Source organism: Streptomyces morookaense, from assembly GCF_013030945.1.
Taxonomy (GTDB): Bacteria; Actinomycetota; Actinomycetes; order Streptomycetales; family Streptomycetaceae; genus Streptomyces; species Streptomyces morookaensis.
Window position 1 is genome coordinate 23,151 of record NZ_JABBXF010000023.1, and the last position, 18,503, is coordinate 41,653.

Genomic DNA, 18,503 nt, shown 5'->3' on the forward strand with positions numbered 1-18,503 from the left:
GAACACTACGCCTGATGCTCCGTGCTGAAACCGGGTTCGACAGCCCCGTTCCGATCATTTTCCGACCGCGCCACGACCGTCGAGACGGATGCCGGAGCCTGCAGGAAGCGCCGGGCTCCGAGCAGGACGGCCGTCGCAGCCGCACCACCGCCCACGGCGACCACGAACCCCGCGGTGGCACCGCCGTATTCGACCGCCGGACCGACGAACGCCGTACCGATGGCCGCACCCACACCGAAGGAGGTCACCAGCCAGGAGAACGCCTCCGTCACCGTGCCCTGCGGCGCATGACGGTCCACCACGACGAACGCACACGCCAGGGACGGCGCCAGGAAGACACCGGCCACACCGGCGAGCACCGTCATCGGCACCACGCCCGGCACCAGCAGCAGCGGCAGGTAGCACACGGCCATCGCCGCCGCGAGCACCCGCAGCCGCTGCTCCGGGGTCCCCGGCCACTGCCGGGCCCCGTAGACGAAGCCACCGATCAGGGCACCCACACCGACGGCCGAAAGCAGGTAGCTGGACACCATGCCGCCGCCGTGCCCGTCGCCGTAGGCGACCGCGGCGACCGCGATCGAGCCCATCGCCGTGCCGATGAAGAAGAACGCCGACAGCACCACGCGCAGCCCGGGCGAGCGCAGCGCTCCCAGCCAGTGGGCGTCACGCGGCTCGCTGCGCCACTGCCGCGAGGGCTCCGAGGTGACCACGGCCAGCGTGCCGAGCACACCGAGGACGTTGATCACGAACAGCGAGCCCGCCTCGGACCAGCAGGCGATCAGCCCGGTGACGATCAGTGGGCCGAAGACGTAGATGAACTCCTGGGCGACGGCGTCGAGGGCGTAGGCGGCGTGGATGCGCTCCTCCTTGCCCTTGAGCACCGACGGCCACAGGGCCCGCAGCCCGCCCTCCATCGGCGGCGTGAAGAAGCCGGCCACGATCATGGCCGCGTAGGCCACCGGCAGCGGCTCCGGGCCCACCACGGCGAACACCGTCATACCGGCCGCCGCCAGCACCGCCGCCGGCAGCATCACCCGCAGCTGGCCGCGGAGGTCGACGGCCCGGCCGAGCAGCGGCTGGCCGACAGCGTTGGCCACGCCGTACGCGGCGGAGAGCCCGCCGGCCAGGGCGTAACTGCCGCCGTGGGCGCGGACGAAGAGCACGATCGCCAGCGCCGCGGTCGCGTTCGGCAGCCGTCCCACCAAGGTGCCGGTGAGCAGCCGTACCGCGTACCGCGTTCTGAGCATGTCGCCGTAGCCGCCGCCCGCTGCCGCCGCCATCGTCCGCCTTCCGTCTGTGAACACTCTGTTGCCGACCCGCCGGTTACCGGCTGGTTTTACGTATAACTGAAGCAGTTATACGTACCATGGCCACAACCCCCGGGTCCAACCGCGGGTCGGCAGGAAAGGGACATCCCACCCGTGACGGACAAGGTGACGGAGAAGCCCACCAGCCGGGACGTCGCACGGGCTGCCGGGGTCTCCCAGGCGACGGTCTCCCTGGTCATGGGCGGAAAATGGCGCGGCCGCGTCTCCGAGCGGACCGCCGGGGCCGTCCGCGACGCCGCCCGCGAACTCGGCTACCGCCCCAACCTCGCCGCCCGCAACCTGCGCCTCGGCCGCACCCGCACCGCCCTCCTCGTCGTCCCGGCCCTCACCAACGAGGTCTTCGCCCGCGTCTACACCGGCGCCGCCCGCGCAGCCGCCGAACACGGCGTCGGCGTCCTGCTCTACCCCTCCCCCGACGGCACCGGCCCCGCCCGCGACCCCTTCGCCTCGGCCCGCGCCACCCTCGACGGCATCATCGCCTCCTCCATGGCCGCCGACGCCCTCGACGACATCCGCGAGGGCGGCCTCCCCCTCGTCATGCTCGACAGCGATCCCAAGCACCCCGAGGCCTCCGCCACGGTCAACCTCGACATCGCCGACGGCATGCGCCAGATCGCCCGGCACCTCCTCGGCCTCGGCCACCGCCGCTTCGGCCACCTCGCCGCCGAGGTCGACTCCTGGACGTTCCGCGAACGCGCCCGCGCCCTGGCCGACACCCTCCGCACCGTCCCCGGCGCCGCCCTCGCCCGCACCGAGACCGCCGCACTCGACGTCACCGCCGGACGGCAGGCCGCCGAACGCGCCCTCACCGGCCCCGGCCCCCGCCCCACCGCACTCGTCTGCGACGGCGACGTCCTCGCCGCCGGCGCCTGCAAGGCCGCCCGCCGCCTCGGACTACGGGTCCCCGAGGACGTCTCCGTCACCGGCTTCGACGACCTCTCCCTGGCCACCGCCCTCGAACCCGAACTCACCACCGTCCGGCTGCCCGCCGAAGCCGTCGGCGAAGCGGGCATGCGCGCCCTCATGGCCGTGCTCGACGGCCACGCCCCCACCGCCGACGCCCTGCCCGTCCACCTGGTCGCCCGCGGCTCCACCACACACAACGCCGCGCGCCCCGCGGGGAGTTGACCCGGCGGGGCGCGCGGCGCGGAGACGTGGCGGAAACGGCGGGAATCAGTCCCCGGAACCCGGCTCCTCCACCTCGGCCTCGTCCTTCGTGATGTCGGAGGCGTCCGCCCCGGCCCCCTCCTCCAGCAGCCGGGACAGCTGGCGGCCCAGCAGCCGCTTGAACTTCCGCTGCTGCGGCCGCGTCCGGTCCAGGACCGCGACCTCCAGCTGCTCGGCGGTCAGCGTCCGCTCACTGCCGTTGGTGTCCCGCGTGAGCGACTCCACCGCCAGCTTGAGCGCCTCGCCCAGCGTCATCCCGTCCCGGTGACGCTGGTCCAGATAGCTGCTGATCTGGTCCGCGTTGCCGCCCACCGCCACCGAGCCGTGCTCGTCGACGATCGAGCCGTCGTGCGGCAACCGGTAGATCTGGTCGTCCTCCGGACCCGCACCCACCTCGGCGACGATCAGCTCCACCTCGTACGGCTTCTCGCCCGCACTGGAGAAGATCGTGCCCAGCGTCTGGGCGTAGACGTTCGCCAGGCCGCGCGCCGTCACATCGTCGCGGTCGTAGGTGTAACCCCGCAGGTCCGCGTACCGGACGCCGCCGATGCGCAGATTCTCGAACTCGTTGTACTTCCCGACCGCGGCGAAGGCGATCCGGTCGTAGATCTCGCTGACCTTGTGCAGCGCACGGGACGGGTTCTCGGCGACGAACACCACACCGTTGTCGTACTGGAGCACCACGACGCTGCGGCCGCGCGCAATGCCCTTGCGGGCGTACTCGGCACGGTCGGCCATGGCCTGCTGAGGTGAAACATAGAACGGCGTCGACACCGGCTATCCGTCCCTTTCTGTCAGTGGCGAAAGCATGCAGGAAACCCCGGGACGAGCCCTAGAGCAGGGCGGCCCGCGGACCGTCCGGCTCCTCCAGCCGCCGCTCGTGGATCGCCCGCACGGTCTCGGAGCACTCGGCCTCGGTGAGCCTCCGGAAACCCTCGTCCGTGATCACGGTGACGATCGGATAGATCCGGCGCGCCAGGTCCGGCCCGCCCGTCGCGGAGTCCTCGTCGGCCGCGTCGTACAGCGCCTGCGCCACCAGCGTGATCGTCTGCTGCTCCGTCAGATCCTCGCGGAACAGCTTCTTGAACGACCCGCGCGCGAAGAGCGAACCCGACCCCGTCGCCGCGAAGCCGTGCTCCTCCGAGCGCCCGCCCGTCACGTCGTAGGAGAAGATCCGCCCCTTCTGGCGGTCCACGTCCCACCCGGCGAACAGCGGCACCACGGCCAGGCCCTGCATGGCCATGCCCAGGTTGCTGCGGATCATCGTGGAGAGCCGGTTGGCCTTGCCCTCCAGGGAGAGCTGCACGCCCTCCACCTTCTCGAAGTGCTCCAGCTCCAGCTGGAACAGCTTGACCATCTCCACGGCGAGACCCGCCGTGCCGGCGATCCCGACCGCCGAGTACTCGTCGGCCGGGAACACCTTCTCGATGTCCCGCTGCGCGATCAGGTTGCCCATCGTCGCCCGCCGGTCACCGGCCAGCACCACGCCGCCCGGGAACGAGGCCGCCACGATCGTCGTCCCGTGCGGCGCCTCGACCACGCCCTGGGCCGGAACCTGGCGGTTCCGCGGGAGCAGGTCGGGCTGGTGGGTGGCCAGGAAGTCCATGAACGAGGAGGAGCCGGGCGTCAGGAAGGCAGCAGGTAGACGCCCGATGCTACGAGGGTTGGCTTCCACACGTTTCCTTCCAGGTACGCGATGGCCCGGCGCATGACGCCGACGTCATCTCTCAACTTTCCGAGTGCCGAGTTGCAGTTGAAGCACAGCACGCCACGGACCCTATCCGTCTCGTGGCAATGATCCACATGGACTGCCGAAGCTGCCAAGCAGATGCAGCAGACGCCTGCTTGCGCCGTGATCATTTCATCGCGCTGGGCTTCGGTGATGCCATAGGTGCGCTTGAGGTGGCCGGCACGGCCTTCGGCGGCACGGCACGCCTTGCAGCGCGTCGAGAGGCCGTCGGAGGCCGTTGCGTTCCGATGCCACTCCGAATGCGGTTTGGTCTCCCCGCAGCGAAGGCAAAGCTTGTGGCCTTCCGGCACGTCCACTCTGGGGCGGACCTTCCTGCCCAGCGCCATCTGACGTGCGCGGTGATAGTCCGAGCCGCAATCCCGGCAGTGGCCCTGCAGGCCGTCCAAGTTGGTCCGCTTGATCGCGAAGCACTCTCGCGGCTTGTCCTCGCCGCACCGCGTGCAGCGCTTCGTCCCGTCAGCTTCCATCACCCACCCCACACTCTTCCACCTTCGATCCGAAGGCAAAAAAGCCTACTGGCCTCCCTTTTGAACGAAGGAGCGCACGAAATCCTCCGCGTTCTCCTCCAAGACATCGTCAATCTCATCCAGCACAGAGTCCACGTCGTCCGACAGCTTCTCGTGCCGCTCCTTGAGGTCCTCGGAGCCCTGCGCATCCTGCGCCTGCTCCTCGACCTCCTCCGTCGAACGCGTGGCCTTCTGCTGCCCGCCGCCGGTGTCCTTGGTCGCCATGCCCCTCACCCCGCTCGTGTGTCGACGAAAGTTCCGTTCTGCGTGCGATCCCGGTGCAAGATCGACCCTACAAGCCGGGTCCCGCCCGCGACCTGCACTTGCTACAACGTCCCGGAACCACCGGGATGATTCCCGGATCGCCCGGTTCTTAAAGACCCTGCTCAGCCGCCCGACAGCACCCGCACCAGCTCCTCCGCGGTGCGGCAGCGGTCCAGGAGTTCCTTGACGTGGTTGCGGGTGCCGCGCAGCGGTTCCAGGGTGGGGACGCGCTGCAGGGAGTCGCGGCCGGGAAGGTCGAAGATCACCGAGTCCCAGGAGGCCGCGGCCACGTCGTCCGCGTACTGCTCCAGGCAGCGGCCGCGGAAATAGGCCCGGGTGTCCTCCGGAGGGGCCGTCCTGGCGCGGGCCACCTCGGTCTCGTCCAGCAGCCGCCGCATCTTCCCGCGGGCGGCCAGGCGGTTGTACAGGCCTTTTTCCGGACGGACGTCCGCGTACTGCAGGTCCACCAGGTGCAGCCGGGCCGCGTCCCAGTTCAGGCCGTCGCGGCGGCGGTAGCCCTCCAGGAGCTCGAGCTTGGCGACCCAGTCCAGCTCTCCGGACAGGCTCATCGGGTCGCGCTCGAGCCGGTTGAGCACGTCCTCCCAGCGCCCCAGGACGTCCTTGGTCTGCTCGTCCGCGTCCGCGCCGAAGCGGTCCTCGACATACTTGCGCGCGAGCTCGAAGTACTCCATCTGCAGTTGCACGGCAGTGAGTGTGCGGCCGCTGCGGAGGGTGATCAGGCGGCGCAGCGTGGGGTCGTGGCTGACCTGGTGGAGGGTGCGGACGGGCTGTTCGACGGCGAGGTCGGAGGCGATGAAGCCGTCCTCGATCATGGAGAGGACGAGGGCGGTGGTGCCGAGCTTGAGGTAGGTGGAGATCTCGGAGAGGTTGGCGTCACCGATGATCACGTGCAGCCGGCGGTACTTCTCGGCGTCGGAGTGGGGCTCGTCGCGGGTGTTGATGATGGGCCGCTTGAGGGTGGTCTCCAGGCCGACCTCGACCTCGAAGTAGTCGGCGCGCTGGCTGATCTGGAAGCCGTGTTCGTGGCCGTCCTGGCCGATGCCGACGCGGCCGGCGCCGGTGACGACCTGGCGGCAGACGAAGAAGGGCGTCAGATGGCGCACGATGTCCGAGAAGGGGGTCTCCCGCTTCATCAGGTAGTTCTCGTGGGTGCCGTAGGAGGCGCCTTTGTTGTCGGTGTTGTTCTTGTAGAGGTGGATCGGCTGGGCTCCGGGCAGCTGGGCGGCGCGCTCGGCGGCCTCGGCCATGATCCGTTCGCCGGCCTTGTCCCAGAGGACGGCGTCCCGGGGGTTGGTGATCTCCGGGGAGCTGTACTCGGGGTGCGCGTGGTCGACGTAGAGCCGTGCCCCGTTGGTGAGGATGACGTTGGCCAGGCCGATGTCCTCGTCGGTGAGCTGGCTGGAGTCGGCGGCCTCACGGGCGAGGTCGAAGCCACGGGCGTCCCGCAGCGGGTTCTCCTCCTCGAAGTCCCAGCGGGCACGGCGTGCCCGGTGCATCGCTGCCGCGTAGGCGTTGACGATCTGGGACGAGGTGAGCATGGCATTGGCGTTCGGGTGACCGGGGACGGAGATCCCGTACTCCGTCTCGATGCCCATTACTCGCCGTACGGTCATGCGGCCCTCCTTGCCCGGCGGCGCCCCGGGATGGGGTCCGCGCTCAAGTACCGCTGCGCTTCCGGTCCGTGTGCGTCCCCCACGCGCTGCGCGGCGGTACCAGAGAGCCTAGAACGGCTTTGCGGCGCTGGGGAGATCATTACAGTCATTGCTCCGGTTCGTGCCGTGCCGGGGCCCGCGCTGGCGCGGCCGTAAAACACGACCGGCCGCGGACGTCCTGGGAGCCCGCCGCCCCGAGGGGCGGGGGAAGGACATCCGCAGCCGGACGGCGGTGCTAGAGGTACTGGCCGGTATTGGCCACGGTGTCGATGGAGCGTCCGGTGTCCGCGCCCTGCTTTCCGGTGACGAGGGTGCGGATGAAGACGATCCGCTCGCCCTTCTTGCCGGAGATGCGGGCCCAGTCGTCCGGGTTGGTGGTGTTGGGCAGGTCCTCGTTCTCCTTGAACTCGTCGACGCAGGCGGCGAGCAGGTGGGAGACGCGGAGGCCCTTCTGGTTGTGGTCGAGGAAGGCCTTGATGGCCATCTTCTTGGCCCGGTCCACGATGTTCTGGATCATCGCGCCGGAGTTGAAGTCCTTGAAGTAGAGGACTTCCTTGTCACCGTTGGCGTAGGTGACCTCCAGGAAGCGGTTCTCCTCGGACTCCGCGTACATCTGCTCGACGACCGACTGGATCATGCCGTCGACCGTGGCCCGGGCGTCTCCCCCGTGCTCGGCCAGGTCGTCCGCGTGCAGCGGCAGGGTCTCGGTCAGGTACTTGGAGAAGATGTCCTTGGCGGCCTCGGCGTCCGGGCGCTCGATCTTGATCTTCACGTCGAGCCGGCCGGGGCGCAGGATCGCGGGGTCGATCATGTCCTCGCGGTTGGAGGCGCCGATGACGATGACGTTCTCCAGGCCCTCCACGCCGTCGATCTCGGAGAGCAGCTGCGGGACGATGGTGTTCTCCACGTCCGAGCTGACGCCGGAGCCGCGGGTGCGGAAGAGGGAGTCCATCTCGTCGAAGAAGACGATGACGGGGGTGCCCTCGCCGGCCTTCTCCCGGGCGCGCTGGAAGATCAGCCGGATGTGCCGCTCGGTCTCGCCGACGTACTTGTTGAGCAGTTCGGGGCCCTTGATGTTGAGGAAGAAGCTCTTCCCCGCGGGCTTGCCGGTGACCTCGGCGACCTTCTTGGCAAGGGAGTTGGCGACGGCCTTGGCGATGAGCGTCTTGCCGCAGCCGGGGGGGCCGTAGAGCAGGACGCCCTTGGGCGGCCGCAGTTCGTGCTCCTTGAAGAGGTCGGGGTAGAGGTAGGGGAGCTCGACCGCGTCGCGGATCAGCTCGATCTGGTTTCCCAGTCCGCCGATCTTCGTGTAGTCGATGTCCGGGACCTCTTCGAGGACGAGTTCCTCGACCTCGCTCTTCGGGATGACCTCGTAGACATAGCCGGAGCGGGACTCCAGCAGGAGGGCGTCTCCGGGGCGGATGGTGGCGTCCAGCAGCGGCTCGGCGAGCCTCACCACCCGCTCCTCGTCGGTGTGTCCGATGACCAGGGCCCGTTCGCCGTCCTCGAGGATCTCCTTGAGGGTGACGATGTCGCCGTGCCGCTCGAAGGCCATCGCATCGACCACGTTCAGCGCCTCGTTGAGCATGACCTCCTGGCCGGGCCTGAGGTCCTCGAGCTCTACGCCGGGGCTGACGTTGACCCGGAGTTTGCGGCCTCCGGTGAAGATGTCGGCGGTGCCGTCCTCGTTGGGCTGCAGGAAGACGCCGAAGCCGGCGGGCGGCTGGGCGAGCCGGTCGACTTCTTCCTTGAGGGCCACGATCTGATCGCGGGCCTCACGCAGGGTGTTCGCGAGCCGCTCGTTCTGTGCGGAGACGCCGGCCAGGTTGGTCTGGAGCTCGACGATCCGCTCTTCGAGAATCCTCGTGTGACGCGGAGAGTCGGCGAGCTTGCGTCGCAGGACGGCGATCTCCTGCTCAAGGTAGGCAACCTGGCCCGCGGGGTCGTCAGACCCTCGTCCCGGCCGGATGCCGCGGTTCATGTCGTCGTCGTGGGCTGCCACGGTCCTCACCTCCTCCAAGGGGAGCTGGACGCTTCCAGACCCTACCTGGGCCGGTGCAGGTTGAAACCCCTAGATCACAAACCCGGTAGGAGTGTGTCCGATCTTCACCCTTGCGCACGTCCTCACGGGAGGGGGATACCCACCCATCAACATCGGAAAGCGGGCGGTTGTATCGTCGACTCGGTCAACACCCGTCAGGGCTGGCTCCATTTGATTCACGTACGCAGGAAACGGCAGGCGAGACGACCGTGCAGAACGAAGGCCTCAGCGAGCTGGAAGTCTGGATCGACCAGGACCTGTGCACCGGTGACGGCATCTGCGTGCAGTATGCGCCCGAGGTCTTCGAGCTGGACATCGACGGCCTGGCGTATGTGAAGAGCGCGGACGACGAACTGCTGCAGGACAAGGGTGCCACGACTCCCGTTCCGCTGCCGTTGCTGAACGACGTCCGGGACTCGGCGAAGGAGTGCCCCGGCGACTGCATCCACGTGCGCCGGGTCTCCGACGGCGTCGAGGTCTACGGCCCCGACGCGGAGTGACGGTTCAGACACTTCCTGCGACGGGAAGCGCGGTGAGCCCGAACTTCCCGTCCCGCCACCGCCATTCGACCGCCCGGCGCAGATCCGGGCAGCATCGGGGCACGCCCGCCCCGGAGTAGCCGAGCAGTGTGGCCGAAATCCTGTCGTCCGTCGCGGTGAAGGCGGTGACGCTCATCTTCTGCCGCGGGTCCACGAGCGTGGCGACGACGCGGGGCGGTTCGCCCTTCGCGGTGGGCGCGGCAAGGACGTAGACGCCGCTGGGCGGTGTGCCCCCGCCGGCGCGGCAGCGCACGACGGCGGCCGTCTCGGGACGGCCGTCCCCGTCGAGGTCCGCGGCTTCCTGCTTGACGACCTCCACGGGCACCCGGCCGCAGTCCAGGGGGAAGTGGGCGGCGCGGGCGTCGGGCGCGGGAGTGCGCAGGGCGACGGGCGCGGTGGTGTCGCCGGGGCCCAGCAGGGCGGTGCCCGCGATCACGGCGGCGAGGGCGGCGGCGGTGCCGAGCCAGTGCGCGGGTCGGGGGCGGGCGTGCGGGAGGGGCGGTGGCCCGGCAGGGTGCACGTGACTCCTGAGGGTGCGCGAGGACGTGGATCTTCCGCATCGTGTCATACGACTTGCCGCCGGGGAACAGCGGCTCGCCCTCAACGCAGCGGCGCCGCCCCCGAGTTCCGCGGTGTGCGGGACCCGGGGGCGGCGCCGGTGGTGTACGGCCGGGAGGTCAGCCCTTGTTGGGGCCTTCGTAGTCCTCGCCGTAGGCGCCCTTCGCCGGACGGCGGCGGCGCATGGGGGGCTCGACGCCGTCGGCGAGGCGGCGGGCGGTGACGAGGAAGCCGGTGTGGCCGATCATGCGGTGGTCCGGGCGGACGGCCAGGCCCTCGACGTGCCAGTTGCGGATCATCGACTCCCACGGCTGCGGTTCGGCGAAGCAGCCGATCTCGCGGATGGACTCGACGGTGCGCGCGAGCTGGGTGGTGGTGGCCACGTAGCAGCAGAGGATGCCGCCGGGGACGAGGGCCTTACGGACGGCCTCCAGGCACTCCCAGGGGGCGAGCATGTCCAGGATGACCCGGTCGACATCGGTGTCGGAGAGGTTGTCCTGGAGGTCGCCCACGGTGAGCTGCCAGGCGGGGTGCGGGCCGCCGAAGTAGCGCTCGACGTTCTGCTGGGCGATCTCGGCGAAGTCGGCGCGGCGCTCGTAGGAGTGCAGCATGCCCTGGTCGCCGATGGCGCGCAGCAGGAAGCTGCTCAGGGAGCCGGAGCCGACACCCGCCTCCACGACGCGGGCGCCGGGGAAGATGTCGGCGAAGGCCAGGATCTGCCCCGCGTCCTTGGGGTAGACCACCGCGGCTCCGCGCGGCATGGACAGGACGTAGTCGGGGAGCAGGGGGCGCAGCGCGAGGTAGGCGACGTTTCCCGTGGTACGGACAACACTGCCCTCGGGGGCACCAATCAGCTCGTCGTGCGGGAAGGCACCCTTGTGGGTGTGGAACTGCTTCCCGGCTTCGAGCGTGAAGGTGTAGTGGCGTCCCTTGGGGTCGGTGAGCTGGACCTGGTCCCCGACCTGGAAGGGCCCGCGACGGCGGGCGGCACCGGTCGGTTCGGACATGTGACCCAGCCTACCGGGTGGCCTGCGGCCTGCTGACCACTCGTGCGGTGCGGGGCGCCCCGTCAGGGGGATGTGCGTCGGCTGCGGGCCGGTGGGGGCTGGTCGCGCAGTTCCTCCCCCAGCTACCGCTGGGGGTACCCCCAGCGCCCCTACGGGGCGCCCGGCCGGGCCATTGCGGCCACGAAAGCGCGTTCCACGTCCGCCGTGGACAGGACGCCGTAGATCTCGCCGCTCTCCTCGGTCACGAGGTATTCGGTCGCGGGGTGGGCGCGCAGCGTTTCCAGGAGGTCCTCGCCCGTGAGCTCGGCCGAGACGTGCATCTCGGCGGTGAGGTCCTGCGCGAGGCCGCCGACCGCGACCCAGGGGCGGCGGTGCTGGGGCACCGCGACGATGGCGGCCTCGCGGACGAGGGCGGTCGGGGTGCCCTGGCCGTCGACGACGACCAGGGCGCGGGCGCCCGCCTCGTTGGCGCGGCGGAGGGCTTCGGAGAGGGGCGTGGCGGCCTCGACGGGGACGGCGCGGCGGGTGAGGGCGCGGGCGCGCAGGCCGGGCAGGTGCTCGCGGAGGCGGGCCATGCGCAGGCTGTTGCCGGCGCCGGTCCAGATGATGGCGGCGAGGATGGCGGCGAGGAGCGCGTCGGTGAGGGAGTCGACGCCGCCGAAGTCGGCGGGGGCGTCGCCGAGGCCGCCGTGGGTGAGCAGCGGGAGGCCGACGAGCACGGAGACGGCGAGGGCCCGGCCGACCCAGGCGGCGGCGATGGTTCCGGTCATGGCCCGGCCGCTGATCTTCCAGACGACGGCGCGGAGCATCCGGCCACCGTCCAGGGGCAGACCGGGCAGCAGGTTGAAGACGGCGACCAGCAGGTTGGAGATCATGAGCCCGGCGAGCAGGACGCCGGGGACGGTGGCGGGCTCGACGGCGAGCCAGCCGAGGTAGAACAGGCCGGCCAGGACGAGGGAGAGCAGGGGGCCGACGAAGGCCAGCACGAACTCGCGGCCGGGGGTCTCGCTCTCCTTCTCGATCTCGGAGACACCGCCGAAGAACTGCAGCTGGATGCGGCGCACCGGGAGTTTGAAGCGCAGGGCGGCCACGGTGTGGGCGAGTTCGTGGACGAGCACGGAGGCGTAGAAGGCGACCGCGAAGAAGAGGGAGACCAGGTAGCGGGCGCGGCCCAGTTCGGGCAGGACGCGGTCGAGCTGGCCGCCGAAGACCCAGGTGATCAGGGCGGCGACGAGGAACCAGCTGGGGGCCACGTAGACGGGTACGCCGAAGGGCCGGCCCATGAGGATGCCGCCGCCGCTGCCTCGTGGGCGCGGCGGCCTGCGGTCCCCGGGGCCGGGCTGCCCGCCGGTCCCCCCGCCGCCGGATCGGCCCTGGCCGCTTGTCTCCACGGTGTCGGTGTCCCCTCGTCGGATGCGTTTCCCCGCACCCGCCCGGTGCGCTGTCTTTTCACACGATCATGCAGTGCGGGGCCCCCTGCCGTCGATGGTATGCGCCCGGCTGTCGGTGACGGGCCGTAGGGTTCTGTGTCATGGATACCGCCACCGAGCATTCCGCCGTTCCGGCCCCGGAGGGGGCCGGCAGCCGTGTTCCCGCGCAGTCCGGGCCGTCTCGGCCGGTGTCGCGGCCGGTGTCGCTGTCGCCGTCGCGTGCGGCGGATTTCATGCGGTGTCCGCTGCTCTACCGCTTCCGGGTGATCGACCGGCTGCCGGAGAAGCCCAGCGCGGCGGCCACCCGGGGCACGGTGGTGCATGCGGTGCTGGAGCGGCTCTTCGACGCCCCGGCGGCCGAGCGCACGGTGCCGCGGGCGCGCGGGATGGTGCCGGGTGCGTGGGAGGAGCTGCTGGCGGCGCGGCCGGAGCTGGCGGAGCTGTTCGCCCGGGAGGACGGTTCGCAGGACGCGGAGCAGCTGGGGAAGTGGCTGGCCGACGCGGAGAAGCTGGTGGAGCGCTGGTTCACGCTGGAGGATCCGGCACGGCTGGAGCCGGCGGAGCGCGAGCTCGTCGTGGAGACGACGCTGGAGTCGGGTCTGCTGCTGCGCGGCATCGTCGACCGGCTGGATGTGGCGCCCTCGGGCGAGGTGCGCATCGTGGACTACAAGACGGGCAAGGCCCCGGCTCCGCAGTACCGCCAGGACGCGCTGTTCCAGATGATGTTCTACGCGCTGGTGGTGTGGCGGCTGCGCGGGCGGGTGCCGCGCCGGCTGCAGTTGGTCTACCTCGGCAGCGGGGACGTGCTGACGTACGACCCGGTGGAGGCGGAGCTGCTGGCGGTGGAGCGCAAGCTGCGGGCCCTGTGGGACGCGATCATGCTGGCCACGGAGACGGGCGACTGGCGTCCGCGGCCGACGAAGCTGTGCGGCTGGTGCGACCACCAGGCGGTGTGCCCGGAATTCGGCGGCACTCCCCCGCCGTATCCGCTGGCCGTGGAGGCGCAGGGCAGAATGGACGCGGTCTAGCGAAGGAGTTCTCCTGTGGCGATCCGTGTCCTGTTGGTCGACGACCAGCCGCTGCTGCGCACCGGCTTCCGCATGATCCTGGAGGCCGAGCAGGACCTGGCCGTCGTCGGGGAGGCCGGGGACGGCCTGCAGGCGCTCGACCAGGTGCGTGCGCTGCAGCCCGACGTGGTGCTGATGGACATCCGGATGCCCCGGATGGACGGGGTCGAGGCGACCCGGCAGATCACCGGTCCGGAGCGCAACGGCCCGGCCAAGGTGCTGGTGCTGACGACGTTCGACCTCGACGAGTATGTGGTGGAGGCGCTGCGTGCGGGGGCCAGCGGTTTCCTGCTCAAGGATGCCCCGGCGCATGAACTGGTGCAGGCGATCAGGGTGGTTGCGGGCGGCGAGGCGATGCTGGCGCCGAGCATCACGCGGCGGCTGCTGGACAAGTACGCGGGTCATCTGCCGTCCGGCGAGGAGCCGTTGCCGGACACGCTGAACACGCTGACCGACCGTGAGGTCGAGGTGCTGAAGCTGGTGGCGCGGGGTCTGTCGAATGCGGAGATCGCCGCGGATCTGTTCGTCAGCGAGACGACGGTCAAGACGCACGTGGGCCATGTGCTCACGAAGCTGGGCCTGCGGGACCGGGTGCAGGCGGCGGTCTACGCGTACGAGAGCGGACTGGTGCGCCCCGGCGCGCAGTAGGCGGCACCGGGGCGCTGAGGGGGACGGTCGGCGGGTCAGCTCTTGTTGGCGGACTTGCCGATCTCCCAGAAGCGGAAGACGGTCGAGGCGTCGAGTGTCCACTGCAGGCCGGAGATGCGGGAGTTGGCGACGACGTACTGCTTGCCCTGCCACAGCGGCAGGACGGGCAGGTCCTGGGCGACGGTGTTCTGCAGCTTGGCGAAGTCGTCGACGGTGGCGGAGCGGCTGCCCTGGGCGGCGGTGGCCGGCAGGATCTTCTCCGCTATCTCCTTGGACTCGTAGTTGTTGGCCAGTTCGCTGTCCGCGCCGAAGAACGGCGCGGTGAAGTTGTCCGGGTCGGGGTAGTCGGGGATCCAGCCCTTGACGTAGACGCCGTAGGCGCCGGCGTGGACGCCCTTCTCGTACTCGTCGATCGGGACGCTCTTGACGTCGGCCTCGAACAGGCCGCTGTCGTTGAGCTGTTTGGCGATCTCCTGGAACTCGGGGACGGTGCCGGGCCCGTAGCGGATGGGCGTGGCCCACAGGGTGAGCTTGACCTTGCCGTGGATGCCCTCGGACTGCAGGGCCGCGGCGGCCTTGGCGGGCTGGGGGCGGTCGCCGTAGAGGTCGAAGAACGAGGTCTTGTGGCCGGTGATGCCGCTGGGGACGACCGAGTAGAGCGGTTCGGCGGTGCGCTTGTAGACGTCGCGGACGAGCGCGCTGCGGTCGACGAGGTAGGCGATGGCCTTGCGGACCCCGGCCTTGCCGGCCACCGGGTCCTTGGTGTTGAAGACCATGTGCTGGATCTCGGCGCTGGTGCCCTCGATCACATTGAGCTTGTTCTTGTCGTCGGCGTCCACCGCCTGCAGGTCGGCGATGTCCTTCATGGCCAGGCCGCGGTAGGCGAGGTCCACGTCGCCCTTCTGGACGGCGTTCTTGAGTTCGGCCTGTTCGCCGTGGAAGAACTTCAGCGTCACGCCGCTGTTCTGCACGGTGGCCGGGCCCTTGTAGGAGGGGTTGACCTTGAAGACGGCCTTGGACTTGTCGAAGGAGTCGAGCTTGTAGACGCCGGAGCCGACGGCCTTGCCGTCGGTGCGCAGCTTGTCCATCGGGTATTCGGTGTGGTCGACGATGGAGCCGGCACCGGAGGCGATCTTCTGGGGGAAGGTGGCGTCGGGGCGCTTGAGCTGGAAGACGACGGTGGACTTGTCGGGCGTCTTGATGTCTCCGATGGTGGAGAGCATCGACGCGGCGGGGCCGTCCTTGTCGTTGATCTTCAGCGTGCGGCGGAAGGAGTAGGCGACGTCCTCCGAGGTGAGGGGGTGGCCGTTGGAGAACTTCAGCCCGTCCTGGAGCGTGCATTCGTAGGTCTGGCTGGAGTGGTCCTTGAAGGAGCAGCTCCTGGCCGCGTCCGGCGTCGGGCTGGTGCTGCCCTTGGGGAAGCTCATCAGCGACTGGTAGACGTTGTTGAACAGCACCCAGGATCCGGGGTCGTAACCCGAGGCGGGGTCGGTGGTCATGACCTCGTCGGACATCCCCATGACCACCGGCTGCCCGGTGCCGGCCGCCGTGCCGTCCTCCGATCCGCACCCGCTGAGCAGGGCGGCGGCAAGCCCCGCGCCGAGCGGGGCGGCGAGCCACTGGTCACGTTTCTTCACTTGCACGTTCCTCACAGTTCTCGTCTGGGCGGTGGCGGCCGCCATGGGGCTGCTGAGATCGTTCTGTGGAGCTGTGGTGCTGGTGGAGCTGCCCCGCGGGCGCGGGTGTGAACTGCTAGGCGCCGTGGGCGAGTTCCCAGGGCTGCAGCTCCGAGGCGGCGTTGAGGGCCCACTCCGATCCGGTGAGACCGTTGCGGATGGCCACGTACTGCTTGCCCTGCCAGAGCGGGAGCACCGGCACCTCGTCGGCGATGATGTCCTGGGCCTGCTGGAAGTACTGGCCGGCCGACTCGCGCGCGGCCGTCTGGCGGGACTGCGGGAGCAGTTCACCGCTGATCTTGTTGTTGCGGTAGGGCGAGTGGAGGAAGTTGTCCTTGCCGATGAACGGGGCGATGAAGTTGTCGGGGTCCGGGAAGTCGGGGAACCAGCCCATGCCGTAGACGGCGTACTTGCCCTTGGCTGCCTCGGGGCGGAAGTCCGCCCACTTGACGCCCTGGACCTTCGCGTCGAACAGGCCGCTGTCGTTCAACTGCTTCTGGAGCACCTTGAACGCCTTGGCGGTGGCCTCGCCGTAGTGGTCGGTGGTGTAGGTGAGGGTGAGCGGCACCGGCGTGCTGATGCCGGCGCCCTGCAGCAGGGTGCGGGCCTTGCTCGGGCTGGGGTCCTGGTACTTGTTGGAGAAGGAGTTCTGGTGTCCGGTGATGCCGGAGGGCACCAGCGAGTACAGCGGGTCGTCGGCGCGGTTGTAGGCGTCGCGGGTGAGCGCCTGGCGGTCGATGACCTGCGCCATGGCCTGGCGTACCGCCTTGTTCTTGACCGACGGGTCGTCGGTGTTGAAGGCGAGGTAGCTGATCTCGGCGCCCGGGTTCTCCAGCAGCCGTACGCCGCTGGGCGGGTTGTCGCGCAGCCTGCTGATCTGCTCGGGCAGCATGGTGCGGTTCATGAGGTCGATGTCGCCGGCCTCGAGCGCCTTCTCCATCGACGCCGAGTCGTCGTAGAAGCGCATCTCGACCTTGTCGTTCTGCAGCTCCACCGACCCGTGGTAGTCGGGGTTCCTGCTCAGGACGGCCTTGGTGACGTGGTCGTCCTTGACGTCGGTGCTCAGCGTGTACGGGCCGGATCCGACGACCTTGAAGCCGTCGCCGAGGCTGTCCTTCTTGTACGCCTGGTGGTCGACGATCGAGCCGGCCGGGGTGGCGATCTTCTGCGGGAAGGTGGCGTCGGGCGACTTGAGGTGGAAGACGACCTCGCGGTCGTTGGGGGTCTCGACCTTGTCGATGTTGCTCAGCAGGGAGGCCGGGCCGTTCTCGAAGTTGATCGCCGCCACGCGGTCGAAGGAGAACTTCACGTCCTCGGAGGTGAGCGGGTGCCCGTTGGAGAACTTCAGGCCCGCGCGCAGGGTGCACCGGTACTGCTCGTTGTTGCGGTCGCCGAAGCTGCACGTCTCGGCGGCGTCGCCGACCGGCGTGGCGCCCGAGCGGGGCAGCCGCATCAGGGTCTGGAAGGTGCTGTGCAGAACGTTCCAGGCGCCGATGTCGTACGCGGCCGCGGGGTCGAGGGGTGCGGGCGCGTCGGTGGTCTCCTCGAACCGGTCCGTGGTGCCGACGACTACGGCCTTGCCCGTACCGGATCCGCTGCTCCCGCCACAGGCGGCGAGGGCGGGGGCCAGCAGGGCTGCCACGGCCGGCAGCACCAAGGTCTTGCGGTTCATTGTGCGGGGTTCTCCCTGTGGTGCGTCAGTTCCCGGAAGAGATTAGTCCGGACCGTCATGGCCCCCGGAACACGGCGAAGTTGATGCGATATCACACCGTGATAACAGCCGGCGACGCACCGATATCCGGGCACGGGAATCTTCCACGCACTCGGTTACCAATCGGGACACAAGGGTGCGCTTCCGTACCCGTGGGAGCGCTTCCACACCCCCTCCGGCCACCCTCGGGCCCCCTTGTCCGGTGACGAACGTCACTCCGCCCGGAGCCGGGGCACCCGGTGCAATTCGGCCGCCGCATTCGGCGCGGAAAACCGGGCTCCGACGCCCAGCGTTTCCGCCCTCTCACACCCCGTAATTCCGGGCCGGGATCAGGCGCCGCAGAAATGGGAGATCGACTTCCTCCAGCGAACCCACCACCGTGCGCCCGGCGGCCGGCGGGATGGGCGCGACCGACGGCACGGCCACCACCCGGCAGCCCGCGGCCTCGGCGGCCGTCACGCCGGTCAGGGTGTCCTCCACCACCGCGCAGCGCGCCGGATCCACCCCGAGCCGGGTCGCGGCCAGCAGGTACGGGTCCGGGTGGGGCTTGGTCCGGGTCAGCTCGTCCCCCGCGACCGTCAGCGCGAAGTGCTGCGGGCCGAGGGTGTGCAGCACCCGGTCGATGATCTGCCGGTGCGAGGCGGAGACCAGCGCCGTGGGCACCGAGTGCGCGGCCAGCTCGGCGAGCAGCCGCCGGGCGCCGGGCATCAGCGGCACACCGCCGCCGATCATCTCGGCGAAGCGGGTGTTCAGCAGTGCCGTCAGCTCGGCCAGGGCGATCCGGGCGCCCGTGGCCTTGATCAGGAAGGAGGCGCTGCGGGACATCGGCCCGCCGACGACGACCTCGCGGTACTCCTCCAGGAGCTGGTGGCCGAGCTCGGCGAAGACCGCGACCTCGACCTCCCACCAGAACCCCTCGGTGTCGACGAGGGTGCCGTCCATGTCGAGCAGGACCGCCTGCAGGGCCGGTCCTGTGGCCGGACGGCTGTCGACCGCCGGGATGCTGCTGGTCATCGGCGCACCTCCTGAAGGGACGGGAAGGCCGGTCCGCACTGTCCCCTGCGGGACGGCGGACCGGCCTCCACCGGGCCGACAAGTGTACGTCCGTTCACCACGGCACGTCGCGTCGATATCCGGG

17 protein-coding genes are annotated in these 18,503 nt (G+C 70.0%); 4 read left to right on the plus strand and 13 right to left on the minus strand.

Features of this window, described 5'->3' with window-relative positions; genetic code table 11:
- Positions 1 to 5: 5 nt before the first annotated feature.
- Positions 6 to 1,280 carry an MFS transporter gene (locus HG542_RS11700; protein ID WP_227724584.1) on the minus strand — a complete coding sequence of 425 codons (1,275 nt, stop codon included), beginning with the start codon at positions 1,278 to 1,280 and terminating at the stop codon, positions 6 to 8.
- A gap of 141 nt (positions 1,281 to 1,421) precedes the next feature.
- Here HG542_RS11700 and HG542_RS11705 point away from each other — a divergent pair, with 141 nt between their 5' ends.
- Positions 1,422 to 2,456 (plus strand): LacI family DNA-binding transcriptional regulator, encoded by a 1,035-nt coding sequence (locus HG542_RS11705; protein WP_229922870.1) that lies wholly within the window; start codon positions 1,422 to 1,424, stop codon positions 2,454 to 2,456.
- Positions 2,457 to 2,501: 45 nt separating this feature from the next.
- Here the strand turns inward: HG542_RS11705 and prcA are convergent, their stop codons facing one another.
- From prcA to arc, 6 genes are all read right to left on the minus strand, one after another.
- Positions 2,502 to 3,269 (minus strand): proteasome subunit alpha, encoded by a 768-nt coding sequence (gene prcA, locus HG542_RS11710; RefSeq protein ID WP_171080350.1) that lies wholly within the window; start codon positions 3,267 to 3,269, stop codon positions 2,502 to 2,504.
- A 58-nt stretch (positions 3,270 to 3,327) separates the two neighbouring features.
- Positions 3,328 to 4,170 carry a proteasome subunit beta gene (prcB, locus tag HG542_RS11715; RefSeq protein ID WP_171080352.1) on the minus strand — a complete coding sequence of 281 codons (843 nt, stop codon included), beginning with the start codon at positions 4,168 to 4,170 and terminating at the stop codon, positions 3,328 to 3,330.
- Positions 4,122 to 4,712: an endonuclease VII domain-containing protein gene (locus tag HG542_RS11720; RefSeq protein WP_171080550.1), complete on the minus strand. Its 591-nt coding sequence runs from the start codon at positions 4,710 to 4,712 to the stop codon at positions 4,122 to 4,124. The genes prcB and HG542_RS11720 overlap by 49 nt, the downstream gene beginning before the upstream one ends.
- Before the next feature lie 45 nt (positions 4,713 to 4,757).
- Complete coding sequence (locus HG542_RS11725) at positions 4,758 to 4,976, minus strand: ubiquitin-like protein Pup (protein WP_058079921.1); 219 nt, start codon at positions 4,974 to 4,976, stop codon at positions 4,758 to 4,760.
- Between the two features lie 161 nt (positions 4,977 to 5,137).
- Complete coding sequence (gene dop, locus HG542_RS11730; protein ID WP_358342371.1) at positions 5,138 to 6,649, minus strand: depupylase/deamidase Dop; 1,512 nt, start codon at positions 6,647 to 6,649, stop codon at positions 5,138 to 5,140.
- A gap of 274 nt (positions 6,650 to 6,923) precedes the next feature.
- The gene (arc, locus tag HG542_RS11735) at positions 6,924 to 8,690 is read right to left on the minus strand and encodes a proteasome ATPase (protein WP_171080355.1); all 1,767 of its coding nucleotides are present in this window, start codon (positions 8,688 to 8,690) and stop codon (positions 6,924 to 6,926) included.
- Positions 8,691 to 8,938: 248 nt separating this feature from the next.
- On the opposite strand from arc, the gene HG542_RS11740 reads away from it, so the two are divergent.
- Complete coding sequence (locus HG542_RS11740; protein ID WP_171080357.1) at positions 8,939 to 9,229, plus strand: ferredoxin; 291 nt, start codon at positions 8,939 to 8,941, stop codon at positions 9,227 to 9,229.
- A gap of 4 nt (positions 9,230 to 9,233) precedes the next feature.
- Here HG542_RS11740 and HG542_RS11745 read toward each other — a convergent pair whose 3' ends face one another.
- The 3 genes from HG542_RS11745 to HG542_RS11755 form a co-directional block, all read right to left on the minus strand.
- Positions 9,234 to 9,788: a hypothetical protein gene (locus HG542_RS11745; RefSeq protein ID WP_171080359.1), complete on the minus strand. Its 555-nt coding sequence runs from the start codon at positions 9,786 to 9,788 to the stop codon at positions 9,234 to 9,236.
- A gap of 157 nt (positions 9,789 to 9,945) precedes the next feature.
- Positions 9,946 to 10,833 carry a tRNA (adenine-N1)-methyltransferase gene (locus HG542_RS11750; RefSeq protein ID WP_171080361.1) on the minus strand — a complete coding sequence of 296 codons (888 nt, stop codon included), beginning with the start codon at positions 10,831 to 10,833 and terminating at the stop codon, positions 9,946 to 9,948.
- 149 nt (positions 10,834 to 10,982) lie between these two features.
- On the minus strand, positions 10,983 to 12,224 hold the full coding sequence (locus HG542_RS11755) for a site-2 protease family protein (protein ID WP_227724576.1): 1,242 nt from the start codon (positions 12,222 to 12,224) through the stop codon (positions 10,983 to 10,985).
- Positions 12,225 to 12,364: 140 nt separating this feature from the next.
- Between HG542_RS11755 and HG542_RS11760 the strand changes: the two genes are divergently transcribed.
- Together HG542_RS11760 and HG542_RS11765 are read left to right on the plus strand one after the other, a co-directional pair.
- Positions 12,365 to 13,291 (plus strand): RecB family exonuclease, encoded by a 927-nt coding sequence (locus HG542_RS11760; RefSeq protein ID WP_171080363.1) that lies wholly within the window; start codon positions 12,365 to 12,367, stop codon positions 13,289 to 13,291.
- Positions 13,292 to 13,306: 15 nt separating this feature from the next.
- Positions 13,307 to 13,978: a response regulator gene (locus HG542_RS11765; RefSeq protein WP_099202131.1), complete on the plus strand. Its 672-nt coding sequence runs from the start codon at positions 13,307 to 13,309 to the stop codon at positions 13,976 to 13,978.
- A gap of 35 nt (positions 13,979 to 14,013) precedes the next feature.
- Here HG542_RS11765 and HG542_RS11770 read toward each other — a convergent pair whose 3' ends face one another.
- From HG542_RS11770 to HG542_RS11780, 3 genes are all read right to left on the minus strand, one after another.
- Positions 14,014 to 15,615: an ABC transporter substrate-binding protein gene (locus tag HG542_RS11770; RefSeq protein WP_171080365.1), complete on the minus strand. Its 1,602-nt coding sequence runs from the start codon at positions 15,613 to 15,615 to the stop codon at positions 14,014 to 14,016.
- 115 nt (positions 15,616 to 15,730) lie between these two features.
- On the minus strand, positions 15,731 to 17,326 hold the full coding sequence (locus HG542_RS11775; RefSeq protein WP_171080367.1) for an ABC transporter substrate-binding protein: 1,596 nt from the start codon (positions 17,324 to 17,326) through the stop codon (positions 15,731 to 15,733).
- A gap of 342 nt (positions 17,327 to 17,668) precedes the next feature.
- Positions 17,669 to 18,379 (minus strand): HAD family hydrolase, encoded by a 711-nt coding sequence (locus HG542_RS11780; RefSeq protein ID WP_171080369.1) that lies wholly within the window; start codon positions 18,377 to 18,379, stop codon positions 17,669 to 17,671.
- Positions 18,380 to 18,503: the final 124 nt, after the last annotated feature.